Source organism: Arthrobacter sp. K4-10C (assembly GCF_059090085.1).
Genome location: NZ_JBNHFI010000014.1, coordinates 35,081 through 60,512, shown reverse-complemented (window position 1 = coordinate 60,512; position 25,432 = coordinate 35,081). Strand labels below are relative to the sequence as shown.

At 65.6% G+C, this 25,432-nt stretch carries 20 protein-coding genes; 12 read left to right on the top strand and 8 right to left on the bottom strand.

The window, feature by feature from the left end:
* Nucleotides 1-284 precede the first annotated feature (284 nt).
* Complete coding sequence (locus AC5RUU_RS18100; RefSeq protein WP_493976594.1) at nucleotides 285-3,683, top strand: pyruvate carboxylase; 3,399 nt, start codon at nucleotides 285-287, stop codon at nucleotides 3,681-3,683.
* Nucleotides 3,684-3,744: 61 nt separating this feature from the next.
* Here AC5RUU_RS18100 and AC5RUU_RS18095 read toward each other — a convergent pair whose 3' ends face one another.
* On the bottom strand, nucleotides 3,745-5,553 hold the full coding sequence (locus AC5RUU_RS18095; RefSeq protein ID WP_493976593.1) for an AMP-dependent synthetase/ligase: 1,809 nt from the start codon (nucleotides 5,551-5,553) through the stop codon (nucleotides 3,745-3,747).
* Nucleotides 5,554-5,849: 296 nt separating this feature from the next.
* Here AC5RUU_RS18095 and AC5RUU_RS18090 point away from each other — a divergent pair, with 296 nt between their 5' ends.
* Nucleotides 5,850-6,824: an ROK family glucokinase gene (locus tag AC5RUU_RS18090; protein WP_493976625.1), complete on the top strand. Its 975-nt coding sequence runs from the start codon at nucleotides 5,850-5,852 to the stop codon at nucleotides 6,822-6,824.
* Between the two features lie 4 nt (nucleotides 6,825-6,828).
* Here AC5RUU_RS18090 and AC5RUU_RS18085 read toward each other — a convergent pair whose 3' ends face one another.
* Genes AC5RUU_RS18085 through AC5RUU_RS18075 form a run of 3 tightly spaced genes read right to left on the bottom strand, consistent with a single transcriptional unit; the run spans nucleotide 6,829 to nucleotide 8,997 of the window.
* Nucleotides 6,829-7,407 (bottom strand): hypothetical protein, encoded by a 579-nt coding sequence (locus AC5RUU_RS18085; protein WP_493976592.1) that lies wholly within the window; start codon nucleotides 7,405-7,407, stop codon nucleotides 6,829-6,831.
* Entirely contained in the window at nucleotides 7,394-8,212 is an 819-nt protein-coding gene (locus tag AC5RUU_RS18080; RefSeq protein WP_493976591.1) for an alpha/beta hydrolase, read from the bottom strand. The genes AC5RUU_RS18085 and AC5RUU_RS18080 overlap by 14 nt, the downstream gene beginning before the upstream one ends.
* Nucleotides 8,209-8,997 (bottom strand): alpha/beta hydrolase, encoded by a 789-nt coding sequence (locus AC5RUU_RS18075; RefSeq protein WP_493976590.1) that lies wholly within the window; start codon nucleotides 8,995-8,997, stop codon nucleotides 8,209-8,211. The genes AC5RUU_RS18080 and AC5RUU_RS18075 overlap by 4 nt, the downstream gene beginning before the upstream one ends.
* 111 nt (nucleotides 8,998-9,108) lie before the next feature.
* Here AC5RUU_RS18075 and AC5RUU_RS18070 point away from each other — a divergent pair, with 111 nt between their 5' ends.
* Together AC5RUU_RS18070 and AC5RUU_RS18065 are read left to right on the top strand one after the other, a co-directional pair.
* The gene (locus AC5RUU_RS18070) at nucleotides 9,109-9,927 is read left to right on the top strand and encodes a lysophospholipid acyltransferase family protein (RefSeq protein WP_493976589.1); all 819 of its coding nucleotides are present in this window, start codon (nucleotides 9,109-9,111) and stop codon (nucleotides 9,925-9,927) included.
* A 94-nt stretch (nucleotides 9,928-10,021) separates the two neighbouring features.
* Nucleotides 10,022-11,416 carry a class II 3-deoxy-7-phosphoheptulonate synthase gene (locus tag AC5RUU_RS18065; protein WP_493976588.1) on the top strand — a complete coding sequence of 465 codons (1,395 nt, stop codon included), beginning with the start codon at nucleotides 10,022-10,024 and terminating at the stop codon, nucleotides 11,414-11,416.
* Nucleotides 11,417-11,447: 31 nt separating this feature from the next.
* On the opposite strand, the gene AC5RUU_RS18060 is transcribed toward AC5RUU_RS18065, so the two are convergent.
* Nucleotides 11,448-13,574, bottom strand: a complete 2,127-nt coding sequence (locus AC5RUU_RS18060; protein ID WP_493976587.1) for a Stk1 family PASTA domain-containing Ser/Thr kinase — start codon at nucleotides 13,572-13,574, stop codon at nucleotides 11,448-11,450.
* A 99-nt stretch (nucleotides 13,575-13,673) separates the two neighbouring features.
* Nucleotides 13,674-15,044: a lytic transglycosylase gene (locus tag AC5RUU_RS18055; protein ID WP_493976586.1), complete on the bottom strand. Its 1,371-nt coding sequence runs from the start codon at nucleotides 15,042-15,044 to the stop codon at nucleotides 13,674-13,676.
* Nucleotides 15,045-15,285: 241 nt separating this feature from the next.
* Between AC5RUU_RS18055 and AC5RUU_RS18050 the strand changes: the two genes are divergently transcribed.
* Nucleotides 15,286-15,639, top strand: a complete 354-nt coding sequence (locus tag AC5RUU_RS18050) for an Rv2175c family DNA-binding protein (RefSeq protein ID WP_493976585.1) — start codon at nucleotides 15,286-15,288, stop codon at nucleotides 15,637-15,639.
* 12 nt (nucleotides 15,640-15,651) lie between these two features.
* Here AC5RUU_RS18050 and AC5RUU_RS18045 read toward each other — a convergent pair whose 3' ends face one another.
* Both AC5RUU_RS18045 and AC5RUU_RS18040 read right to left on the bottom strand, forming a co-directional pair.
* Nucleotides 15,652-16,746 (bottom strand): polyprenyl synthetase family protein, encoded by a 1,095-nt coding sequence (locus AC5RUU_RS18045; RefSeq protein ID WP_493976584.1) that lies wholly within the window; start codon nucleotides 16,744-16,746, stop codon nucleotides 15,652-15,654.
* Nucleotides 16,743-17,270, bottom strand: coding sequence for a hypothetical protein (locus AC5RUU_RS18040; RefSeq protein WP_493976583.1), 528 nt, complete (start codon nucleotides 17,268-17,270; stop codon nucleotides 16,743-16,745). The genes AC5RUU_RS18045 and AC5RUU_RS18040 overlap by 4 nt, the downstream gene beginning before the upstream one ends.
* 89 nt (nucleotides 17,271-17,359) lie before the next feature.
* Here AC5RUU_RS18040 and dinB point away from each other — a divergent pair, with 89 nt between their 5' ends.
* From dinB to AC5RUU_RS18005, 7 genes are all read left to right on the top strand, one after another.
* Nucleotides 17,360-18,571: a DNA polymerase IV gene (gene dinB / locus AC5RUU_RS18035; RefSeq protein ID WP_493976582.1), complete on the top strand. Its 1,212-nt coding sequence runs from the start codon at nucleotides 17,360-17,362 to the stop codon at nucleotides 18,569-18,571.
* A 274-nt stretch (nucleotides 18,572-18,845) separates the two neighbouring features.
* Nucleotides 18,846-19,220, top strand: a complete 375-nt coding sequence (locus AC5RUU_RS18030; RefSeq protein ID WP_493976581.1) for an SCO2097 family morphological protein — start codon at nucleotides 18,846-18,848, stop codon at nucleotides 19,218-19,220.
* A 361-nt stretch (nucleotides 19,221-19,581) separates the two neighbouring features.
* Nucleotides 19,582-20,010, top strand: coding sequence for a division/cell wall cluster transcriptional repressor MraZ (gene mraZ / locus AC5RUU_RS18025; protein ID WP_009358613.1), 429 nt, complete (start codon nucleotides 19,582-19,584; stop codon nucleotides 20,008-20,010).
* A gap of 165 nt (nucleotides 20,011-20,175) precedes the next feature.
* A complete protein-coding gene (gene rsmH, locus AC5RUU_RS18020) occupies nucleotides 20,176-21,168 on the top strand; it encodes a 16S rRNA (cytosine(1402)-N(4))-methyltransferase RsmH (protein WP_493976580.1) in 993 nt (330 codons plus the stop codon).
* Nucleotides 21,165-21,869 carry a cell division protein FtsL gene (ftsL, locus tag AC5RUU_RS18015; protein WP_493976579.1) on the top strand — a complete coding sequence of 235 codons (705 nt, stop codon included), beginning with the start codon at nucleotides 21,165-21,167 and terminating at the stop codon, nucleotides 21,867-21,869. Before rsmH ends, ftsL begins: the two co-directional genes overlap by 4 nt.
* 48 nt (nucleotides 21,870-21,917) lie before the next feature.
* On the top strand, nucleotides 21,918-23,708 hold the full coding sequence (locus AC5RUU_RS18010; protein ID WP_493976578.1) for a peptidoglycan D,D-transpeptidase FtsI family protein: 1,791 nt from the start codon (nucleotides 21,918-21,920) through the stop codon (nucleotides 23,706-23,708).
* A gap of 83 nt (nucleotides 23,709-23,791) precedes the next feature.
* On the top strand, nucleotides 23,792-25,429 hold the full coding sequence (locus tag AC5RUU_RS18005; protein WP_493976577.1) for a UDP-N-acetylmuramoyl-L-alanyl-D-glutamate--2,6-diaminopimelate ligase: 1,638 nt from the start codon (nucleotides 23,792-23,794) through the stop codon (nucleotides 25,427-25,429).
* Nucleotides 25,430-25,432: the final 3 nt, after the last annotated feature.

The following is a 25,432-nucleotide window of genomic DNA, read 5'->3' as shown; positions in this document are numbered from 1 at the left end:
AACGCCGGATGCCGTGTTGGGAGTAATGTTTGCTCCGGCAGAGCCGAAGCCGGACGGTCCTGCCGCCCTACTCATCATATGTGGATGCGTCGGCTAATCCCGATTCATCGGGAGTCGGCATGGCATCCGCTGTGAGGCCGGGGCGCTTTCCGCTGGAAAGGCTGGAAGCGATCGGGACATGACGGGGAAATTTGTGATGGTCACCACAAAGATTTGTGTTTGTCCTTGGAGGTCCTAGACACTGTGACCACTCACCGATCCACCCGCAATGATGCAGGAGAAGTATGTTTTCCAAAGTTCTGGTGGCCAACCGCGGCGAAATCGCGATCAGGGCCTTCCGCGCCGGCTACGAGCTGGGCGCCAAGACCGTTGCCGTTTTTCCTCAAGAGGACAGAAACTCGATCCACCGCCAGAAAGCGGACGAGGCGTACCTGATTGGCGAGGAGGGACACCCCGTCCGCGCCTACCTGGACGTCAAAGAGGTAATTCGGGTGGCCAGGGAGTCTGGAGCGGACGCCATCTACCCGGGCTACGGCTTCCTCTCGGAAAATCCGGACCTGGCCCGTGCCGCCAAGGAAGCCGGGATAACCTTCGTGGGTCCGCCGGCTGAAGTCCTGGAGCTGGCAGGCAACAAGGTGGCCGCCCTGAAGGCTGCGCGCGAGGCCGGCGTGCCCGTCCTCAAGTCCAGTGCGCCCTCCAAGGACCTGGATGAACTCCTCGCCGCTGCGGACGAGATCGGCTTCCCCATCTTTGCCAAGGCCGTTGCCGGCGGCGGCGGCCGCGGCATGCGCCGGGTGGACACCCGCGAGGCGCTTCCCGAGGCCCTGAAGTCCGCCATGCGTGAAGCGGATGCAGCTTTCGGCGACCCCACCATGTTCCTGGAGCAGGCCGTCCTGCGCCCCCGGCACATCGAGGTGCAGATCCTGGCCGATGCCGAAGGCAACGTCATGCACCTGTTCGAACGCGACTGCTCCATCCAGCGCCGCCACCAGAAGGTCATCGAGATCGCTCCCGCGCCCAACCTGGACGAGGGCATCCGCCAGGCCCTGTACCGTGACGCGGTCAAGTTTGCCAAGGCGCTCAACTACGTGAACGCGGGCACCGTGGAGTTCCTCGTGGACACCGTCGGCGAACGCGCCGGCCAGCACGTGTTCATCGAAATGAACCCGCGCATCCAGGTAGAGCACACCGTCACCGAAGAAGTCACCGACGTCGACCTGGTGCAGGCGCAGATGCGGATCGCCTCAGGCGAGACGCTGGCGGACCTCGGGCTTTCCCAGGAAACCGTCCACCTCAAGGGCGCAGCCCTGCAGAGCCGCATCACCACGGAGGATCCCGCCAACGGCTTCCGCCCAGACGTCGGAAAGATCACCGGCTACCGTTCGGCCGGTGGCGCAGGCGTACGGCTCGACGGCGGGACCGTCTACTCGGGTGCCGAGATCAGCCCCCACTTCGACTCCATGCTGGTCAAGCTCACCTGCCGCGGCCGGGACTACCCAGCCGCCGTGGCACGCGCCCGCCGCGCCCTCGCCGAGTTCCGCATCCGTGGCGTGTCCACCAACATCTCCTTCCTTCAGGCGGTGCTTGACGATCCCGACTTCATCGCCGGCGACGTCGCGACCAACTTCATCGACGAGCGTCCCCAGCTGCTCAAGGCAAGGGTTTCCGCCGACCGCGGCACCAAGCTCCTCACCTGGCTGGCAGACGTCACCGTCAACAAGCCAAACGGCGAGCTGAAGGTCCACTCCAACCCGCAGGACAAGCTTCCGTCCGTGAAGGATAAGCCCACCGCCCCCGGGTCACGGCAGAAGCTCCTCGAATTGGGACCCGACGGGTTTGCACGGGCGCTCCGGCAACAGGAAGCCGTGGCGGTGACGGATACGACTTTCCGTGACGCACACCAGTCGCTGCTGGCAACCCGTGTCCGCACGCGTGACCTTGTTGCCGCCGGTCCTGCCGTGACCGCCCTCATGCCGGAACTGCTGTCGGTCGAGTGCTGGGGCGGGGCCACCTACGACGTCGCACTGCGCTTCCTCGGCGAGGACCCGTGGGACCGGCTCGCGGCGCTGCGCGAGGCACTGCCCAACGTCTGCCTGCAGATGCTTCTCCGCGGCCGCAACACGGTGGGCTACACGCCGTACCCTGAGGAAGTCACCGAGGCGTTCGTCAACGAGGCCGCAGCAACGGGCATCGACATCTTCCGCATCTTCGACGCCCTGAACGACGTCAGCCAGATGGCACCCGCCATCCGCGCCGTCCGGGCCACGGGCACCGCCGTCGCCGAAGTGGCCCTGTGCTACACCGGCGACATGCTGGATCCCAAGGAAACGCTATACACGCTGGACTACTACCTGGAGCTGGCGCAGAAGATCGTCGACGCCGGCGCGCACATCCTGGCCATCAAGGACATGGCGGGCCTGCTGCGTCCCGCCGCCGGGGCCAAGCTCGTGGCCGCCCTCCGGGAACGCTTCGACCTGCCGGTCCATTTGCACACCCACGACACCGCAGGCGGCCAGCTGGCCACCCTCCTTGCTGCTGTCGACGCGGGCGTTGACGCCGTGGACGTCGCCTCCGCATCCCTTGCCGGCACCACCAGCCAGGTGTCGGCGTCGGCACTCGTTGCAGCGCTGGCACACACCCCGCGTGACACCGGCCTGGACCTGGACGCAGTCAGCTCATTGGAGCCCTACTGGGAAGCGGTCCGCCGCGTCTACGCCCCCTTCGAGTCGGGCCTTCCCGGACCCACCGGCCGGGTCTACAAGCACGAGATCCCGGGCGGCCAGCTGTCCAACCTGCGGCAGCAGGCGATGGCCCTGGGGCTGGGGGAGCGGTTCGAAGCCATCGAGGACATGTACACTGCCGCCGACCGGATCCTGGGACACCTGGTCAAAGTGACCCCGTCGTCCAAGGTGGTGGGGGACCTCGCCCTGCACCTTGTGGGCCTCAACGCCGACCCGGCCGACTTCAACGAGAACCCGCAGAACTACGACATCCCGGATTCCGTCATCGGATTCCTGTCCGGCGAACTCGGTGATCCTCCGGGCGGCTGGCCGGAGCCCTTCCGCACCAAGGCCCTGCAGGGCCGGAGCGTGAAGGTCCGGGACGTGGAGCTCAGCTCGGAGGACAGCGCTGCGCTGAAGTCCGATTCCAAGACCCGCCAGCACACGCTGAACCGGCTGCTCTTCGACGGCCCCACCAAGGACTACCTGAAGAGCGTGGAGACCTACGGCAACATCTCCGTCCTGGACACCCGCGACTACCTTTACGGGCTCCAGCGCGGCACGGAGCACGAGATCCAGCTCGAGCGCGGCGTCCGGCTGATCGCTTCCCTGGAAGCTGTCTCCGAGCCGGACGAAAAGGGCATGCGCACCGTCATGTGTACCCTCAACGGCCAGTCCCGGCCTGTTGTAGTCCGGGACCGCTCGGTGGTGAGCAATGTCAAGGCCGCCGAAAAGGCAGACCCGGCGCAGCCCGGCCACGTTGCAGCGCCGTTTGCCGGCGCCGTTACCGTCACGGTCAAGGCCGGTGACACCGTCAACGCCGGCGACACGGTGGCCACCATCGAGGCGATGAAGATGGAAGCATCCATCACCACACCGGTGGGCGGCAAGGTTTCCCGGATCGCCATCTCCTCGGTGGAGCAGGTGCAGGGCGGAGACCTGCTCCTGGTCGTCGAGCAGTAACACCAGCCGCAACAGCAAAGGGTCCTTCACCTGGTGAAGGACCCTTTGCTGTGCGCCGGCGTCAGGAACGCGGCGCCGCGTACATCTCTTCGATGACCGACTCGAAGTCCTTCATCACCTGTGCCCGCTTGACCTTCATGGAGGGGGTCAGGTGGCCGGAGGCTTCGGTGAAGTCGGCCGGCACGATCCGGAAGGACTTGATGGCCTCGGCCTGGGACACCGAGGAGTTGGCAGCCGTGATCAGGTCCTGGACCGCTGCCTTGACCACCGGGTTCCCGGCGGCCTCGGCAAGGGTGGTGCCGGCCGGCAGCCCGTGGCGCTGCAGCCAGCCCGGAAGGGCTTCCTGGTCGAGCGTCACCAGGGCGCCGATGAAGGGCCGGTTGTCGCCCACCACCAGTACCTGCGACACCAGCGCGTCGGCACGGATCTGGTCCTCAAGAAGGGCGGGAATGACGTTCTTGCCCCCGGCGGTGACGATGATTTCCTTCTTGCGGCCGGTGATCCACACGAAGCCATCCTCATCCAGCCGGCCGATGTCACCCGTGCGGAACCAGCCGTCGGAGAATGTTTCAGCTGACAGGTCATCGCGCTTGTAGTAGCCGCGCATGACGCAGACGCCCTTGGCGAGGATCTCGCCGTCCTCGGCAATCCTGACGGCGTTGCCGGGCAGGGGCTTGCCTACCGAGCCGATCTTGATCAGGGACGGCGTGTTGACCGAGATGGGGGCCGTGGTTTCGGTGAGGCCGTAGCCTTCCAGGACCTGGAGTCCGATGCCCTGGAAGAAGTGGCCCAGCCGTTCGCCGAGGGGCCCTCCGCCGGACACGGCGTGGGCGACGTGGCCGCCCATGGCCGCGCGGAGCTTGCTGTAGACCAGTTTGTCGAACAAGGCGTGGCGCAGCTTCAGTCCCAGCCCCACGCGTCCGGCCTGCCGGGCCTTGGAGTATGCGATGGCGGTATCCGCTGCCCTATGGAAGATGGCGCCCTTGCCGCCGTCCTCCGCCTTTGTCAGGGCTGAGTTGTAGACCTTTTCGAAAACCCGGGGAACGGCCAGGATGAAAGTGGGTTCATAGCTCTGCAGGTCGGACAGCAGGTTCTTGATGTCCGGTGTGTGCGCAACGGTGGTACCGGCGGCCATGGCCAGCACGGAGATGAACCGCGCGAAGACGTGGGCCAGCGGCAGGAACATGATGGTCTTGGCGTTCTCGTGGACGATCTCGCCGATGATGGCCAGGGCATTGTCCGAGAGCTCGACGAAGTTGCCGTGGGTCAGTTCGCAGCCCTTGGGCCGGCCGGTGGTACCGGAGGTGTAGATAATCGTGGCTACATCGGCCAGCTTTGCCGTTGTCCGCCGGGACTCAAGCTCCTCGTCGCTGACCGCCGATCCGGCCGCGCGGAGGGCATCCAGGCCGGCACCCTCCAGCTGCCACACGTGCTGAAGCCCGGTGAGGCCCTCCGCAGTCACGGCCTCCCGGATCACATTCTCGTGGTGGGCTGCTTCACCGAAAGCGGCCACGGCGCCGGAGTCCCCGAGGTTCCAGGCCACCTGCGAGGGCGAGGAGGTTTCGTAGATGGGCACCGAAACGCCGCCGGCAAACCAGATGGCGAAATCCACCAGGGCCCATTCGTAGCGTGTGCGGGACATGATGCCCACACGGTCGCCGGCACCGACGCCGCTGGCAATCAGTCCCTTGGCAAGGGCTTTGACGTCGGCGAGGAACTCAGTGGCGGAGATGTCCTGCCAGGCACCGGACGGGTCCAGGCGGGAGAACAGTGCCGGGTTGCTGGCTTTATTCGCCTGCCGCAGCACCAGATCGGTGATATTGGTTTCCGGTGGAACGACAACAAGAGGCGGAACACTGAATTCGCGCACTATAGCTCCTTTGATATCCGAACTCCCGCTTCAGGGGTGTATGCCTAAAGACTAGTACGCCGTTACGGGAGCGGCGCAGCATCTAAAACTACTCGCGGGTAACTTGTCCGTCAATGCACCAGCCCGGCATCCGGCACGGGTTCCGTCGGCCGTGCACGGAAAACCTAGAATGGGGAACTATGTACGCACAATCTCCGGAAGGGCAGGCTGGCCGGCTCAGAAGACCCGTCCCGTGGAGGCGCCGGCCAGTTTCGTACCGGGCAGGCAGGACCCAGGGCAACGGCTTCCGCGAACAGATGAGGCTTGGCCGCAAAGGACTGGCTATCGGGATCGACATCGGCGGCACCAAGGTCGCTGCCGGCGTTGTGGATTCGGAGGGCAGGATCCGAAGTGAGGCCCGCCGCTCCACGCCGGGGACGGATCCGCGGGCGGTTGAGCAGGTCATTGTCGAACTCGTGGAAGAACTCGGCAGGGGGCAGCGGATCCGGTCGGTGGGGATAGGCGCCGCCGGCTGGATGGACCTCGACGGCGGCACGGTACTTTTCAGCCCCCACCTGGCATGGCGCAACGAACCGCTGAGGGCCAACCTGCAACAGCTCTTGCGGCGGCCCGTACTGCTGGCCAATGACGCGGACGCGGCTGCCTGGGCCGAATGGCGCTTCGGAGCCGGGCAGGGTGAGGACCGGTTGGTCTGCATCACCCTCGGCACCGGGATCGGGGGCGCCATGGTGATGGACGGCCGGGTGGAGCGGGGACGTTTTGGCGTGGCCGGCGAGTTCGGCCACCAGGTCATTATGCCTGGCGGGCACCGCTGCGAGTGCGGCAACCGCGGATGCTGGGAGCAGTATGCGTCGGGCAACGCCCTGGGGCGCGAGGCGAGGATCCTTGCCCGAAGCAACTCCCCGATGGCCCAGGACCTGCTGGCCGCGGTGGGCGGACGCACGGAGACCATTACCGGTTCCGTCGTGACCGAGCTTGCGCTTGCCGGCGACACTGCCTCCCGCGAACTGATCGAGGAAGTTGGCGAGTGGCTCGGCCTCGGGCTTGCCAACCTTGCCGCGGCGCTTGACCCCGGCCTTTTCGTTATTGGCGGCGGACTGTGTTCGGCCGGGAACCTGCTGGTGGAGCCGGCGCAGAAGGCGTTCGCGCGGAACCTGACCGGCCGAGGCTTCCGCCCGGCCGCGGGGATCGAGCTTGCCGCCCTGGGGCCGAACGCCGGCCTGATCGGGGCGGCGGACCTGTCACGGGTCAGCAGCCGGGTCCGCAGCTGACGCTCTAGACCCTGGCGCCGTCGTCGTCCTCGTCCTTTTCCTGCGGAAGCTTCATGATCAGGTACACGGTTCCCAGCACGAACGCGGCCACAATGCCGACGATCGCCAGCAGCGGAGCCGACCGCCAGAACATCGCGGAGAGCAGCAGGGCAATCGGGCCGCCCACGGCAGCCAGCCATGCCAACATGGTCAGCGGGTCCGTGCCTGCCAGGCTTGGCGGTTCCTCCGGGACGAAGGAGTCCCCGTCGTCGTCCAGTTCGTAATCCCGCGGACCCGTTGGCGGGGCGTCCATGTGGTCTTCCCGGCCTGCGCCGCCGGACGCCTGGCGTTGTGCCGCGGAGGGTTCCATCGGCACCGCCCCCGCCAGGCCCAGCGGGTCGAAATCGCGGAAGGATGCGGTGGGGCCCGGAACTGCCGGCGCCTCCGGATCAGCAGCAGGCAGGGCCGGTGGGCTTGTGCGGGCGTCCGAGGCGCCGGATGGGGAGTCCCCTTCGAGCCGTGCCACCAGGTCAAGCCAGACGGCGTCGTCCTGGTTCGCTCCCTGGTCCTGGGAGTCGGGGGAGCCGGAGTCAGGCCTGTTCATTCCGGGCCTCCCAGGCAGTTGCTGCCGTAGTTGCGCTTCCCGAGGGGGTGCCTGCGGCCAGCACCCGGCGGATGAAGTCCACAGAGCCCTGGAAAATCTGTTCAGCGTCGTTGTCCATGGTGGCCACATGGTAGCTGTTTTCGAGCCGGACCAGCTCCAGCGGCGCATGGGTCAACCCGCGGCGCAGAACGGCGATGCTGCTGTCCGACACCACGTGGTCAACCGTGGACCGGTAAACCTCGACGGGGGCGGTGATGCGGGGGAGGAGCCGGGCGGTGTCCCTGAACATCTTGTTCATTTCATGTGCAGCCGCAACGGGGGTGCGGGGGTACGCGCCCTCGTCCATTCCTTCCTTAAGGATGTCATTGGCAATGGCCGGAGTGCTTTTCAAAACCAGCTTCAGGATGCCCGCGAGCGGGGCCCGGGGATCATCGATGACCAGGGCGGGGTTCACCAGCACCACTCCGGCCACCGGCCGTGTGGCGGCAACGCGCAGCGCCAAAGCACCTCCCATGCTGAGCCCGGCCGCGAAAACGTGGTCACATTCCGCCTCCAGTTCCAGGTAGGCATTGTCCAGCGCGCCGTGCCACTGCTGCCACCGCGTCCGGGCGAGATCCTGCCAGCTTGTGCCATGCCCCGGCAGCAGGGGCATGCGGACGGCGAAACCTGCAGTGGCAAAAGCCTGGGCCCACGCCCGAAGACCATGCGGACTTCCGGTGAAGCCGTGCGATAGGACCACGCCGGTCCTGGGCCCGTCCCCAATGGACACGCTCGAGAAGGGACTGTGGTCCGGGATGGACATCATGGGGTCTCCGAAGTGCTGGTCAGTCGGGCATGGGCGCGGATAAAGGCGCTGGACCTGGCGAAGATCTCCGGCGCATCAACGTCCAGCGTAGCCACATGGCCGCTGCTATCAAGGCCCACCACTTCCGTGAGGTGCCCGCCGAGCCGTTGCCGGAGCATTTCCAGCGATGTTGGCGGGACCACAACGTCCGTCCGGGATTTGAAGACCTGGACCGGTGCCGTGATGGCAGGCAGGCCCCGGGCCGCCGCGCGGAAGAGTTTCTTGAGTTCATGCACCGCCGCGAGCGGCGTGCGGGAGTAGTCGCCATCCTCGGTGACGGCCGCCGTCGGCTGCTCCTCCTGGATGGGGGCGGTGGTCCGCTGGAAATACTTCAGCAGGCCGATGACACGGACCCGGCGGTCATAGAAGCTCAGGCCGGGGTTGACGACGGACACGCCTGCCACCGGGTGCCGGGAGGCGGCTAACAGAGCCACCGCTCCGCCCATCGAGAGCCCCGCCACAAAGCAGGTTTCGGTCCGGGCCCGGAGTTCCAGGAAAGCCGCCTCATAGCTGCGGTACCAGTCGACCCACCCTGTCCGGGCGAGCTGCCGCCAGTCCGTCCCGTGTCCTGGCAGCAGCGGGACGGACACGGCGTACCCCTGCCCAGCCAGGTGCTCCGCCCAGGGCAGCACGCTCAGGGGGCTGCCCGTGAAGCCGTGGCAGATGGCGACGCCAACCCGCGCGTTGGCTCCGTGTCCGGGATAGCTGAAAGCGGCAGGACGGGGCGGGATGCTGCTCTCAGTCATGACTCCATCGTGTCACTGTTCCCGACAAATCTCACTAGAGTAGGGTTGCATTGAACTGCTGACCAGGCCCGGTGCGGAGCCTGGGGGCCGCCTTCCGGAGAGGTTCACCACGTGTTCTATTGGGTCATGAAGAGGATCTTCCTCGGTCCGGTCCTGAAACTGCTTTTCCGCCCCTGGGTCAAGGGCCTGGACAACATTCCCGCCCAGGGCGCGGCCATCATTGCCTCCAACCACCTCTCATTCTCCGACTCCATCTTCCTGCCGCTGATGGTCCGCCGTCCCGTCGTCTTCCTCGCCAAGATGGAATACTTCACCGGTACCGGCATCAAGGGCAGGCTGACGGCACTGTTCTTCCGCCTGACCAACCAGCTGCCCATGGACCGGTCCGGAGGCGCCGCGTCTGCCGCTTCCCTGACCGCGGGCATGGACGTCCTGAACCATGGGGGCCTGCTGGGAATCTACCCGGAGGGCACCCGGAGTCCCGATGCCCGGCTCTACCGGGGCAAGGTGGGGGTGGCCCGGCTGGCGCTGGAAGCCGGGGTCCCGGTCATCCCGGTGGCCATGATCGGCACGGACAAGGTCCAGCCCATCGGCAAGCGGCTGCCCAACATCCGCAGGATCGGCATGATCTTCGGCGAGCCGCTGGACTTCAGCGTGTACCGGGACCAGGCCGAGGACCGCGACGTCCAGCGGAAGGTCACGGACCAGATCATGTTCGAACTGCAGCGGCTTTCCGGGCAGGAGTATGTGGATGAGTATGCCGCGGTGGTGAAGCTCCGGCTGGCGGGCAAGCCGGTGGAGCCGGCGGCAAGCGCGGAACCCCTCGCGTCTCCGGCGTCCGGTGAGGGCAGCGCCGTGGATTCCAGCCCCGGCAGTCCTGCGGTTGAGCGGTCCCGGCCTGACGACGGCAGTGCTGCCGCCGCCGGATGAGCGTCCCGGCACCTGGCACGCGGCAGTTGTGACGCAGGCCCCGGTCAGCGTGACGGTGCGGTGTCCACCAGTCCTGCGCTGCCGTTAGTCTTAGATGGTGACTGAGCTATCTGCAAAACCCGCCTTTTCGCTGTCCAGCACCGCCCAGAGCGGAGCCGCCAACTATCCCGGACTCGACGACTGGCGGGATCTCCCCATCTCCCAGCAGCCCAGCTGGCAGGACAAGGACGTTTTCGACGCCTCCGTCAAGGAACTCTCCGTGCTTCCTCCGCTGGTATTTGCCGGTGAAGTGGATGTCCTGCGCGAGCGGCTCGCAGCCGCTGCCCAGGGGAAGGCGTTCCTCCTGCAGGGCGGTGACTGCGCCGAGACCTTCGAGGCAGCCACGGCGGACAAGATCAGCGCCCGGGTCAAGACCATCCTCCAGATGGCCGTCGTGCTGACGTACGGCGCGGCGATGCCTGTCATCAAGATGGGCCGCATGGCCGGACAGTTCGCCAAGCCCCGTTCCTCCAACGACGAAACCCGCAACGGCGTCACCCTTCCCGCCTATCGCGGCGACATCGTCAATGGCTACGAGTTCACGCCCAAATCACGCGGCCACGACGCAGCGCGCATGCTCCGCGCCTACCACACCTCCGCCTCCACGCTGAACCTCATCCGGGCATTCACGCAGGGCGGGTTCGCCGACCTCCGCTCCGTGCACCAGTGGAACAAGGGTTTCACCGAAAACCCCGCCCACGCCCGCTACGAGTCGCTGGCCCGTGACATCGACCGCGCCATCAAGTTCATGGACTCCTGCGGCGCGGATTTCGAGGCCCTCAAGCGCGTCGAGTTCTTCGCGAGCCACGAGGCCCTGCTGCTGGACTACGAGCGGGCACTGACCCGGATCGACTCCCGAACGGGCTTCCCGTATGACACATCGGCCCACTTCCTATGGATCGGGGAGCGCACCCGGGAACTGGACCACGCACATGTGGACTTCCTGTCCCGCGTCCGGAACCCCATCGGCGTCAAGCTCGGGCCCTCCACCACAGGGGATGACGCCCTGCGCCTGATCGACAAACTCGATCCGGAGCGCGAGCCCGGCCGCCTGACATTCATCACCCGCATGGGAGCCGGCAACATCCGCGAGAAGCTGCCCGCCGTCGTCGAGAAGGTCACTGCTTCCGGCGCCCAGGTGCTGTGGGTGACCGACCCCATGCACGGCAACACTGTGACGTCCCCCAACGGGTACAAAACCAGGAACTTCGACGACGTCATTGACGAGGTGCGGGGCTTCTTCGAAGTGCACCATGCCCTGGGAACGGTCCCCGGCGGCCTGCACGTAGAAATGACCGGCGATGATGTGGCCGAATGCCTTGGCGGCGCCGACCCCATCGACCAGGATGCCTTCCTTGACCGCTATGAATCCGTCTGCGATCCGCGGCTGAACCACATGCAGTCGCTGGAGATGGCATTCCTCGTCGCTGGAGCGCTGGCCAAGCATTGACCCCGTCCGGTGGTGTAGGTGGTTCCTCCGCCTACACCACCGTCAGCGTGATCACTGAACCTTCGGGGACTTCGGTGTCCACGGGGTCCTGGTCCCGGACGGTTCCGAAGAAGCCGCCCAGCACGTTATTGACCCGGACCTGGAAGCCCAGGGCCTCGAGCGCCCGCCGCGCTTCGTTTGCCTGCCGTCCGATGTAGCTGGGAACTTCCACCATCCTGGGTCCCTTGGAAATGGTCAGGGTCACGGTGCCTCCGCGGGTTAGCGTCCCGCTGGCGGGGGACTGGCTGACTACTGCCCCCTCCGGAATGTTCCTGTCGAACACCTCGTCCCGGGCCACCTCGGCCCTCAGCCCGGCTGCCTCGATGGCGTCCACGGCATCATCCTCGTCCTGGCCCACCACCGTCGGGACCGGGATGGGCTGGGGTCCCTTGGAAACGACCATTGCCACCGGCGTTCCATGCCTGGCGGGCGTGCCGGCGGCCGGATCCTGGGACAGGACGACGCCGGCTGCCACCTCTTCGTTGAACGCCTCGGTGACGGTGCCCAAGGCCATTTCGGCAGCGTTCAGGGCGTTCTTGGCTTCGTCCAGCGTGCCGCCTGTGAGTTGCGGCAAGGGGAACAACTGCGGGCCCTTTGACACATAAAGCGATACCGGCTGGAATTTCCGGATTTCCGTTCCGGCCTCCGGCTCGCTGCCCACTACCAAGCCGCTGGGAACGTCGTCGTCGAAGACATCGCTGGTGGTGGACCTGAAGCCGGCTGCGCTGAGGAGCTGCTGGGCTTCTGCCACTGTCTTATTCGCCACGGAGGGGATAGTGGCGGCAGCGCCCGGCCCCATCCCGAAGAACCAGCCGGCGCCCGTGGCCAGCAGGGCGGCCAGGACGAGCACCACCACCCACAGGGCACCGCGGCGCCGGGGGTTGCCTTCGCGGAGCGTACGGGCCGGGGTGGCGGCGGCGCGGGCGCGGGCCTTCTCGTCTTCCTTCTCCGCCTTGCGCTGCGCCCGCTTGCTGAGTTGAGGAGCCGGGGGAGCCCAGGGCTCTTCAGTGTCCTCGCCGGGTGGCGTGAGCATGTGGCTGCCCCGGGCGGCCGAAAGGCCCGGATCCTGTCCCACGGACTCCTGCCCCTTCCCAGGGCCGCGGGCAGGCGGCGCCGGCGGGCCGGCCGGCATGACTGTTGTTGGATTGTTGGGGCGGGCGATGAATTCGGTGCGGTTCGGGAGACCGCCATCCTGGACCGGCGCTGTTTCCTGGCGATTGCCGGGAGCGAGCGGCCCCGCTGCGGAGGCCGCACGAGGTTGCAGGTCCAATTCGGCGTCGGTCAGGTTGGTCCGGATGTGCCGCAGTTCCTCCAGCAGCGCATTGGCGTCAACGGGACGGTTTTCGGGGTCGTTGGCCGTGCACCATTGGACGAGTTCATCCAGCTCGCCGGCCAGGCCGGGAACCAGGGCGGAGGGCGGACCCACTGTCCCGTTAACGTGCTGGTACGCAACCTGGATGGGGACATCGCCGTCGAACGGCTGCTGGCCAGTGAGCATCTCAAACAGCATGATGCCCACGGAGTAGACGTCGCTCCGCGCGTCCGCGGGCCGGCCCAGGACCAGTTCGGGCGAAACGTACGCGACTGTTCCCATGAGCGTCCCGGAACTCGTGGAGGTGGTTACAGCCCGCGCCAGGCCGAAATCGCCGATCTTGATCCTGCCGTCATCGGCGATAAGGACGTTTTCAGGTTTCACGTCGCGGTGGATAAAGCCTGCCGAATGGGCCGCAGCCAGGCCCTCCACCACGGGATCAATCAGGGCCAGGGCCAACCGCGGGGGCAGGGCGCCTTTGTCGTTGATGACGTCGCGAAGCGTATGGCCCTTGATGTATTCCATAACCAGGTAGGCCGTGTGCCCATCATGGCCCTGGTCCAGCACGCCCACCACATGGGGATGGGAGAGCCGGGCTGCTGCCTTCGCCTCACGCCCAAGCCTGCCGAGGAAGCTCTCATCCGCGGCGAGGTGCGGGTGCAGCACCTTGAGTGCGACGTCGCGCTCCAGTCGCTGGTCCACTGCAAGGTAGACGGTGGACATGCCCCCGCGCGCGAGCCGGGACTGCACGGTGTAACGGTTGTCCACCAGCGTTCCCACAAAGGGGTCAGTCACGTGTTCCTGCACCCTTCGATCCTAGTCCCGCAACGAAACGGGTCCGAACCTGTAACCGGTCCGGACCCGTCTCAGATAACCTCCAAGTCCCCGGAACTCCGGGAGTGGGGGCTATCCGAAATTCTTGCGGTGCGCCTTGATGGCGGCGACGTACGCCTTGGTGTCGTCGTACATGCCGTACTTGCTGACCGAGTACTGGCCCTGGTAGTACCCCGCGATGGCCGTATCCTCGTCCTTGCTGGTGGCCAGGAGCTGGCGGATGATCGCCACGCCCGCGGTTGCGTTGTCGTACGGATCCAGGAGGTTCAGCTTGCGCCCCACCAGGTCCGATGCCCACTGGCCGGAGCTGGGGATGACCTGCATGGTGCCGATGGCGTTGGCGGGGGAGACGGCGCGCTGGTCGAAACCCGACTCCTGGTGCGCAAAGGCGAGGGCAAGGGCAGGATCAACCCCCATGCGGCGCGCCGTATCGGCCACGATGTTGCGCATCTCGGCGCGGGACGGAACCGGAGACGCGTTCAGGAGCGCCTTGTTCTCGTTGGCTGAGCTGACCACGGCTGCCGGATAGCTGAACCCCAGGAACGAACTTGGCACGAGCGGAGCTACTCCCGCCGCAGGCTGCGGGGCAGCGCCCTGGCCGGATGCTCCAGGGATGACCAGCTTGTTGCCGGGGTAGATGACCGTGCTCATGCTCATCCGGTTGGCCGACAGGAGCTCGGAGAGCTTGACGTTGTGGCGTGACGCGATGGCATACAGGGTGTCGCCGGCCTTGACCGTATACGAACCCGTGGCCGGTGCCGGGGTGGCCGAGGAATTCGCCAGTGCCGGAGCCGGGGCCGGCGCAGCGGCGGGTGCCGCCGGCGCGGGCTGCCCCCCGCCCACCTTGATTTTCTGTCCCGGATAGATGATGGACCGCATGTTCAGGCTGTTCCAGCTGAACACATCGGACAGGCTGACGTTATGGCGGGCGGCGATGGCGCCCAGCGTGTCGCCGGGCTTCACAGTGTAGGTGGCGCCCTCTCCGCCGGAAGGTGCCGCGGGGGCGGCAGCGGGGGCAGTGGGCGCGGCAGGCTTACCGGATAGTTTGATCTTCTGTCCCGGATAGATGATCGTGTTCGGCTGGAGGTTGTTCAGCCGGAGTACGTCACCGGTGTTCAGGCCAAACCTTCCGGCGATCCCACTGATGGTGTCACCGCGCGCAATGGTGTACTCCGCAGGGGCTGACGGCTCCGCGGGCTTGAAAGCAGCCGGGATGGTGGTGGAGACCGAGGCCGCCGGGATGCGGGCAGCCGTTGCCTGGGAGGCCTGTGCTTCCATCGCTGCAGCCAGGGAAGCAGGAATCGCGCGGGCGGGTTTGTCAGCAGCAGCAGGTTCGGCGACGGCCAAGGATGACAATACGACCGCAGGCAGTGCCGCCGTGGTGGCGGCAATCATCGGCAGGCTCGGCCTTGGGGGCCGCTGGGGCGAGCGGGACATTGTCATGAAAAGATCCTCTTCTCAACTGCGGGCGCGGACGGGGATGCCGCTCACATTCCTGATACTAGTGTTACTCGAGTTTTTGGTGTTACTAGTGTTAATACTGTGAATCTCTCATGAATCCGGAAATAGCACAAGAATTCCAGGAATGCCTGCAAGGAAAGATTCCCGGAGTGTCTGCAGGTCAGCGGCAGGCCTGGGGTGAATCGACTAGGCGGCAAGGTACCCATCGTGGCAACCTTGATGCGTGAGTAATGTAGAAAACCTCGTGGGCGAATGGCTGCCCCTTCCCGACGTAGCCCGGCTTTTGGACGTTTCCATCACCAGGGTGCACAGCCTTATTGATGAACGGGCGCTGGCGGCACTAAGGGTAGGCGAACGGAATATCAGGTCCGTGCCCGCTGAATTCATCAAGGACGGGCAGATCGTCGACAGCCTGAAGGGCACAATTGTGGTCTTGGCCGATGCCGGATACTCGGACGAGGACTTGATCGTCTGGCTGTTCACCCAGGACGAATCGCTGCGCGGCCGTCCCATCGATGCCCTGCGTGAAGGCCGGAAGACGGAGATCCGGCGCCGGGCGCAGACCCTGGCCTGGTAAGAAGGGCAAGCCCTAGGAGGCTCGGCTGACCGTGGCCTCAGCCAGCCTCCGCAGGGCGGTTTTTGGCAGTTCGCCGAGCGGAAGGGCCTCCAGGGCGTCGAACGCCGCCGAGCCAAACTCGTCAATGAGGACCTCCGTTGCCTGCAGCGCACCGGACTCCTCGATAATCCTCCGGATTTCCTCGACGTCGTTGTCCGAAAGGTCCGGGCTGCCCAGCCGGGCATCGATGAAAGCGGACTCCGCGGTTGTGGCCTGGTCCAATGCCAGTGCCACCAGGACCGTCCTCTTACCCTCGCGCAAATCGTCCCCGGCAGGCTTCCCCGTGGTGAGCGGGTCACCGAAGACTCCCAGTACGTCATCCCGCAGCTGGAACGCCTCGCCCAGCGGGAGCGCGAAAGCGGAGTAACCCCGCAGCAAGTCGTTCGAGGCCCCCGCCAGGGCACCGCCCAGTGCCAGCGGATGCTCTGTGGAGTACTTGGCGCTCTTGAAGCGGATGATTGACTGCGCGCGGCTGACGGCTCCGGCGCGGTCGCGGACCGGCCCCGCCACCTCCTCTAGGATGTCCAGGTACTGTCCGGCCATGACCTCTGCACGCATCAGGTTGAAGATCAGCCTGGCCCTGCTTCCCGAAGCTGCCCGTTCCCCGATGTCGGTGAATGCTTCCTCGCTGAAGGACAGGCAGAGGTCGCCGGCGAGGATTGCTGCCGCCTGGCCGAAGCGCTCACTGTCCAGCGCCCAGCCCTGCTTGCCGTGCAGTTGGCTGAACCGGCGGTGGACGCTTGGTCCTCCCCGCCTGGTGTCTGAGCGGTCAATGATGTCGTCATGGATCAGGGCGGCCGCCTGGAACAGTTCGAGAGCAGCCCCTGCGGTCACCACTTCCGTGGCAGCGGCTTCGCCACCCGCGCCGCGCCAGCCCCAATAGCACATCAGGGCCCGGAGGCGCTTGCCGCCGGTCACCAGGTTGGAGATGGAGCCCATGATGGGATCGATGTCCGGGGAAATGGCTGACATGACTGACTGCCGCGACGCGAGGAACCCGGTGAGTTCGCCGGCCACCGCCGCCACATAGTCTGCCTGTTCGTGCCGGAGTTGCTCCGCGGCGGTCACTTGGCTGACTCAGCTGCCACGTTGGCACCGATCGTGAAGGTTGCCACTCCTGAGGCTTCCACCACCGAAAGGTTAACGGTCTCGTTGTCGCCGCGAACGAAGTCCTTGGAGGCGACTGCTCCAACTGCATCACCGGGCACCGCCTTGAAACCCTGTCCCTCAAGCGTCTTGGTGTAGAAGTCGATCACGGCGGCGGTAGGCGCTCCCACCGTGGCCACCAGTGCAGCGGTGGCCGGGGCGGACGCCTTGTCGAAGCTGCTCGACACCACAGTGGAGCCCGGCATGAGGGGCAGCAGTTCCTGCGGGAAGCCTTCCACAACGGCACCGACGGTGGCGGACGTATTGGGTGAGGCGGAGGGGCTGGCGGAAGCAGTCACCGCGGACTGTGTGCCGGCCGGCGAGGACGCCGAAGGAGTGGATCCCGGTGTTGCTGACGGAGTGGGGCTGCAGGCCGCCAGTGCCAAGGCTGCACCGGCAGCGAGAGCGGCCAAGCCCGCGGGCTTGAGGTTTCCAAAGACCGTCACAGGGACTTTCCTCCTGGTGTTGATGCCGGATTCAGCCTCCAGTTTAGTCAGTACCAACAGTTAGGATTGCAGCTGTGGGGCCCGACGGTATGAACCAACCAGCCGCTGCGCGCCTCCCGGCCCGCCGGCGCAAGTGCATCATGCATGTGGACATGGACGCCTTTTTCGTCTCGGTCGAGCTCCGGACGCGTCCTGAACTTTGTGGAAAGCCGGTGATCGTTGGCTTTCCGGCGGAACGTTCAGTTGTGCTCTCGGCATCCTATGAGGCCCGTGCCTTTGGCGTGAAGTCCGCCATGCCCATGGCGGTGGCGGCGCGGATGTGCCCGCAGGCGGTGATTATCGAGCCGCGCCACAAGCTGTACTACGAGGTGTCCAGGCAACTGATGGCCATCTTCGAATCCATTACCGAACTCGTCGAGCCGTTGAGCGTCGATGAAGCATTCCTCGACGTGAGCGGAGCCCTCCGCCGCCTGGGTCCGCCGAGGGGGATAGGGGAACAGATCCGTCGGCAGGTTGCATCAGAGCTGGGGATTACGGCGTCCGTGGGCATAGCCGAGACAAAGTTTGTGGCGAAGATCGCCTCCACCCGCTGCAAGCCTGACGGCCTGCTCCTGATCGGCCCCGACGAGACCCTGCCCTACCTCCACAGCCTCCCGGTCGGTGCGCTTTGGGGCGTCGGCGCAAAGACAACCGAGGTTCTGGCCAAGATGGGGATCCGGAGCGTTGCGGATGTGGCGGCAACACCCGTTTCAGCGCTCCGGAAGACGCTGGGCGCCGCCGGCGAACACGTCCACCAGTTGTCCTGGGGCATCGACCCGAGGCCAGTGACACCGGTGCGGCTGGAGAAAAGCATCGGGGCCGAGGAAACCTTCGCTGCGGATACCACCGACGAAGCCCTCCTTCACCGGGAACTGCTTCGACTGTCGCACCGTACTGCCACGCGTCTGCGCAGTTCAGGAATGGTGGCCCGGACAGTCGCCCTCAAACTCCGCTTCGCTGACTTTTCCACCATCACACGCAGCCGGACCATGCAGACCCCCGTGGACAGCGCGCAGCTTATTTACGGGGTTGTCCTGCAGTTGCTGGACTCGGTGGGAAACCGCGGCATGTCGGTCCGCCTCGTGGGGGTCAGGGCTGAGCAACTGGAAGACGCTTCCCGGACGTCGCTCCAGCTCAGCATCGACCGCCGGGACGACAACTGGCGTGCGGCGGAACAGGCGCTGGATGAAGTGACCCGCAAATTCGGGAACAAGTCGGTATTGCCGGCCCGGCTCATGGAGCCGGGAACGGGCCCGGAATGAGCGGTCAGGCACGCGGCTGGAGACCGTCTCCAAAGGCGATTGCCGTCTTTCAGAACGGCCTTCAACAAACTATCCTTAGAGATACATAGTTTTTGAGTGACTGGACTTACTGCCGGGCTCTCTTGGACATGCTCCCGCTCCTGCGGCTGTGTGCCAGGTTCCAGCTTTTGCCGATGCGGGTGAAGCGGGAACCACCTAGGCGCAACAGTCGTTAACGGTGCAGAAGTAGTGGCTGGGAACCAGCCCGGACGTTGGCCTACAAAAGGAGGTCGTGATGCCGCTGTCGGAGCACGAACAGAAGCTGCTTGAGCAGCTGGAGAAGCAGCTTCACGAGGACGACCCGAAGTTCGCTAATTCCATGGGGTCCGACCCGGGACGGTCATGGTCCACGCGGCACGTGGTGATTGGCGTCCTCTGCGCACTGGCTGGCGTCTTCCTGTTATTGGTCGGGGTAACGCTGCAGAACATCTTCGTCGGCGTCCTGGGTTTCATCGTGATGGGCGGCGGCGTCTATTTTGCCACGATGCGGAGTTCCGGGCCGGCGAAGCCGGGTTCTAAGTCCGGCAGCGGAAAGTCCGGAAAGCAGCGGAGCTCATTTATGAGCAGCCTCGAAGAGCGCTGGGATGAAAGGCGCAGGGGCGAACCCTAGGCGCCGCGAACTACCCTCCACTTTCCACCCCCTCGCGGGGTTGGAACGCGAATAGATCCCCTCCGGGGGATCTATTCGCGTTTAAAGTCCCCTTTCGGAGCGCTTGGCGACCGGTAACCCTGGTGTTGCCGGCCACATCGGATGGAGCCTGCATTCAGCCGACTAATTGCGGACTAAAGTGCTCCACTTTCCACCACCCGCGCATATCCCCGGGATTTAGCGGCCGTGTTCCCACGAATAGCAAACAGATGGAGGGCTTTTACGTTGACTGTGGGGGAAAGTGGAGTAATGTGGAGGGCATAAGAGGGTGGTTGCAACATAGGGGATGTGCAGTTCCTGACGGCAGACAGGCGGTGGGCCAGTGTTTCTTGGCACGCACTCGCCACGTCTGGATGAAAAGGGACGGATCATTCTCCCCGCTAAGTTCCGCGAGGAACTTGCCAGCGGGCTGGTGCTCACGAGGGGCCAGGAACGCTGCATCTACGTCTTCAGCGAGAAGGAATTTGCGCGGGTCCACGAGCAAATGCGGGAGGCGCCAATCTCCTCCAAGCAGGCACGTGACTACATTCGCGTTTTTCTCTCTGGAGCCTCTGACGAGGTACCTGACAAGCAGGGGCGCGTAACGATTCCACCGGCGCTCCGGGAGTATGCAGGACTCGGTAGGGAGCTTGCCGTCATCGGTGCAGGATCCCGGGCCGAGATCTGGGACGCCCAGGCCTGGAATGAGTACCTCGCTGAGAAGGAAACAGCCTTCTCGGAAACTGATGATCCCATTCCGGGCATTCTCTGAATGCCGGAATGGCCAAGGGAGCTTCTTGGACGAGATCTCCAGCCGCCCATCGGCTTGCCAACCTGACTCACTTCCCCGGAGCCAGGCGGGCTGGACGATAGGCGCGGATGGGGATCTGGCCCAAGAAGCCGGCACGGTGACCATGACGGCGAGAAAGGATGAGGGATGAACGAACAACCGAAGCCCACGTCCGAACGCCATGTGCCGGTCCTGCGGGACCGGTGCATCAATTTGTTGGCCCCTGGTTTCGAGGCGGCCAGGCTCCGGGGCGAGACCCCCGTGGCGATCGATGCGACCTTGGGCATGGGCGGCCACTCCGAGGCGATGCTCCAGCGCTTCCCCGACCTTCACCTCATCGGTATCGACCGGGACGAAGAAGCCCTTGCCCTCGCTGGAGAGCGGCTGGAACCCTTTCGCGCCCGCACCGACCTTGTCCACGCCGTCTACGACGAAATTCAGGACGTCCTAGAAGACCTTGGTGTCCCCGAGGTCCACGGGATACTGATGGACCTGGGCGTCTCCTCGCTCCAGCTGGATGAGCGGGAACGGGGGTTCGCCTACTCCTTTGACGCGCCCCTGGACATGCGCATGGATACAAGCCGGGGCCAGACCGCCGCTGACGTAGTGAACAACTACAGCGAAGACGAGCTGGTCCGGATCATCCGGAAATGGGGTGAAGAAAAATTCGCCGGCCGCATCGCCAACAGGATTGTTGCTGCCCGCGCCGTAAAGCCCTTCGCCACCACCGGCGAGCTGGTGGAACAGATCCGCTCCGTGGTACCCGCCGGGGCGGCGAAGACCGGGGGACATCCGGCCAAACGGACCTTCCAGGCGTTGCGGATTGAGGTCAATGAAGAACTCGATGTTCTGGAACGCGCCGTTCCAGCAGCCGTAGACGCCACGGCCCTGGGCGGACGGATCGTGGTGATGTCCTACCACTCGCTGGAGGACAAAATCGTCAAGGGCGTTTTCCAGGCACGATCCAAATCCTCGGCGCCGCTCGGCTTCCCGGTGGAGCTGGAGGAACACAAGGCCGAACTGAAGACCCTGACCAAAGGCACAGAGGTGCCAACCGCCGTCGAAATTGCCGAAAATCCGCGTGCAGCCTCAGCCAGGCTGCGTGCGGTTGAACGAATCAGAGCCAGGAGAGCTGCATGAGCACCGCTGCCGTCAAGAACTTTCCCGTCGTCTCTGGCAGTTTGGCAGCGGGCAGGAGCCTGCCTGCGGGAGCGCCGGGTGAGGGCCGGAAGAGCCGCACCCCGCTCTCGCTGGTCAGCAGCGTTCCCCGGAAGCGCAGGGCCCCGTTCGTGGTGCTGTGCTTCGCCATGCTTGCGGTGGCCCTGATCGCCGTGCTGGTCCTGAACATCTCCGTCTCCACTGCGCAATACCAGCTGGTGGAGCTGCGCGCGCGGCAGAGCACCCTGACCAAACAGAACCAGGACCTCACCCAGCAGGTGCAGAACTTCGAGGCTCCGCAGAACCTGGCTGCGAAAGCCAAGGACCTGGGGATGGTGGCTTCCACCGTCAAGGGCCAGATCGACCTCTCCACCCTGTCCGTCACGGGCAAGGCCACACCGGCAGTTAAGGGTGGCTCGGAAGGCGCCGTCATCCCCGCGCCGGCCGTGGCCGGCCAGCTCCTCGTAGTCCCGCCGCCAACAAAGGGCGAACCCCTCGAAAGCCGCAAGCCGGTGGAAGATGCAGTGCCCCCGGCCCCTGCCGCCGCAGCACCAGCCGCAGACGCTCCTGCCGGCGAGGCCGCGGCCCAGGCACCGGCGGCAAAACCTGCCGTGGAGGTGCCCGCGGCTGAGCTTCACGGCGGAACGGTACCCGTGCCCCAACAGAAGGTGCCCGGGCAGTAGATCAGCACTTCTGGCAGGTAACAGGGTCGAGCAGCAAGGAATTCCACGGTGGCGCAGAGGACCGGCAAGGCAGTAGACAAGGTACCCAACGCCACCCGGCGGCTGCGGCTGGGGCTTGGCATCATGCTGACCCTCCTGCTGGTGGTGGGCGGCAAGCTCTTCCTCGTCCAGGGCCTGGACGTCGGCGGCATGGCAGCAGCAGCCCTCAACAAGCGGATGACCGAGACCGTCCTGCCCGCCGAGCGGGGAAGCATACTGGACTCGAACGGCACCGTCCTTGCCAACAGCGTCATCCGCTACAACGTGGTGGTGGACCAGAGGGTCAACACCAAGACTGAAACTTTCAAACGCCTGGATGAGGCCAACGAAAAGCTGGTAGATGTCTCCCGCGACCAGGGGCTCACGGAGCTGGCCGCTGCCTTGGGGATGGACAAGGACGCCATCCGGGAGGCGGTGACCGGTGATCGGCCTTACTACATCGTGGCCAAAGACGTGAAGCCGGATGTTGAAGACCGCATCTCCAAACTCCAGATCCCGGGGATCGTCACCGAAGGCGTGAGCAAGCGCGTTTACCCCAACGGGTCCGTGGCCGGCGGCATCATCGGATTCCTGAAGGACGGCACCACCGGCCAGGCCGGAATCGAGCAGACCCAGGACGAACTGCTCCGCGGCAAGGACGGCAAAAGACTCTTCGAAATCGGAGCCGACGGCCTTCGCATCCCGGTAGGCATGGACGAACTGACGCCGCCGGAAGACGGCAAGGACGTCAAGCTCACCATCAACTCTGATCTCCAGTACTTCGCACAGCAAGCCATCCAGAGCCAGACGGACAAGCTCGGCGCCGAGTGGGGCGTCATCATTGTGATGGATGCCAAGACCGGGGACCTGGTGGCCATGGCAGACACCAATGCCCCCGACCCCAACGATCCGGGCCGGGTGGCAGCCAAGGACCGTGGAGTCCGCGCCGTCACCGCCGCCTACGAGCCGGGCTCGGTGGAGAAGATGATGACTGCGGCCGCCTTGATCGAAGAGGGGAAGGCCGCCCCGCTGGACACGTTCACCCTGGGGCCTTCCTACACCGTGGACGGACAGACGTTCAGTGATTCATTCGCCCACGGCACCGAAGAACGGACCCTCGCCGGCATCCTGGGCTATTCGATGAACACGGGCACAGTGATGGCGGGACAGCGGCTCAGCAAGGAACAGCGGTACGAATGGCTGAAGAAGTTCGGAATCGGCGAGGCGCCGGACATTGGGCTGCCGGCCACTGCCTCAGGCATCCTGACACCCTGGGAGAAATGGGACGGGCGGCAGGAATACACGGTCCTGTTCGGACAGGGCGTTTCCCAGTCCACCCTGCAGACGGTGCGGGCGTTCCAGTCCATCGCCAACAACGGTGTCATGCTCCAGCCACGCCTGATCGACTCATATATCTCACCGGACGGCACCGAGGAGAAGGTGCCGGCCGCGCCCTCCAGGCAGATCGTTTCGGACAGCACGGCCCAGCAGGTCCAGGACATCCTGGAAAGCGCCGTCACCGAGGGCCAAATCAAGGATGCGGCCATCGACGGCTACCGTGTGGGCGCCAAGACGGGCACCTCTGAGTCCCCCTGCGACGACGGCGCGGGGTTCTGCGGATACACCGCCTCCATCGTGGGCATGGCACCCATGGATGATCCGCGGTTTATTGTGGAGGTGGTACTCCAGCGGCCCAAGGGCAGCATCTACGGGATTACCCAGGGGCCGGTCTTCCGGTCGGTGATGAGCCAGGCACTGCGGACCTACAACGTCCAGCCGTCCACCGGCGAGCCGGCCCGGCTGCCCCAGTTCGCCAAGTAGCATCCCGGCTTCAAGGCCGCACCGGCCAGTGCCGGCGCGGTCTTCCGTGCCGGCCACGGTCCACTAGCACTATCGGAGATCCCTTGTCAGAGTTCAACCCGTCCCAGGACAGCGCCGTTCCCGCCGCTCCTGCCACCAATGCCCGGTTCCGGCCCTCAGCCGTGGAAGCACTGCCGCTGGGCAGCATTGGTGACGCTGTCGGCGTCGGCGTTCCCGGACCTGCTGCGGACACGCAGGTGACCGGCATATCCCTGGACTCCCGGGCAGTGGAGCCCGGCGACCTGTACGTCGCGCTCCCGGGCGCTGTCCGCCACGGTGCAGATTTCGCCGGCCAGGCCATAGAAGCCGGTGCGGTTGCCGTCCTCACCGACGACGCCGGTGCACGGCTGCTGGCACTGGCCTCCGACACGCCGGTGCCGGTACTGGTCGTGGATGCCCCGCGGAACGTCGTGGGGCCGCTGTCCGGCATGATCTATCGCAGCCAGTCCGGCGCTGACCGCGCCCTGCAGCTGTTCGGCGTGACCGGCACAAACGGCAAGACCACCACCACCTACTTCATCAAGTCCCTGCTCGGCGCGCTGGGCAACCCTGCCGGCCTGATCGGCACCATCGAAATCCTGGCCGGCGCCGACCCCATTCCCAGCCTGCTCACCACGCCCGAATCGACAGACGTGCACGGGCTGCTGGCTCTGATGCGGGAGAGGGGACTGGCCGCTGCCGCCATGGAGGTTTCCTCCCACGCCATCTCCTACCAGCGCGTGGACGGGCTGACGTTCGACGTTGCCGGTTTTACCAATCTGACGCAGGACCACCTCGACCTGCACCACACGATGGACGACTACTTCGCCACCAAGGCAGAGCTTTTCACGCCCGGCCGCGCGCGCAAGGCAGTGGTAACGGTCGACGACGAGTGGGGCCAGTGCCTTGCCGGTACCGCCGGAGTGCCGGTCACCACCCTGGCCACGGCACCGGGGACGGCTGCGGACTGGACGGTCACCACGAGGTCGCCTCGCGGCCTGGGGACCGAGTTCACCCTCCGCGGACCGGGGGGCACCGAACTTCGCATCCACACCGGCCTTCCCGGAAGCTTCAACGTGGCCAACGCCGCCCTGGCAGCAGTCATGGTGCTCGTGTCCGGTGTGGACCCGGCGGACCTGCAGGCAGCCCTCGATGCGGCGGACCCCTTCACCTTAGCCGTGCCGGGCCGTATGCAGCTGATCTGCGAGGAGCCCGCCGCCGTGGTGGATTTCGCGCACAATACGGACGCGCTGGCGCGCGCACTGGAGGCAGTCCGCTCCCCGGAGCCCGGCTCGAGGCTCATCGTCGTCTTCGGCGCCACCGGCCAGCGTGACCAGGGCAAACGCCCAGCCATGGGCGCCATTGCGGCCCGACTCGCCGACACTGTCATCGTCACCGATGACGATCCCCACGACGAGGATGCAGCTGCCATCCGGAGTGACGTCCTGGCCGGCGCACAGGAGGCCCGGACCAATGAAGACCTCCCATGCGACGTGCTGGAGGTGTTTCCCCGCGATGAAGCCATCCGCCGGGCCGTGGAGCTGGCCCGGCCACAGGACACGATCCTCGTCGCCGGGCGCGGACACGAGGTCTGGCAGGAAGTGCAGGGCGTCAACCTTGCCCTCGATGACCGGGTGGAGCTGCGCACCGCCTTGACAGCCAGGGGATTCAACGTTCTCCAAGACGACCGGATAGAGTCCTAGACC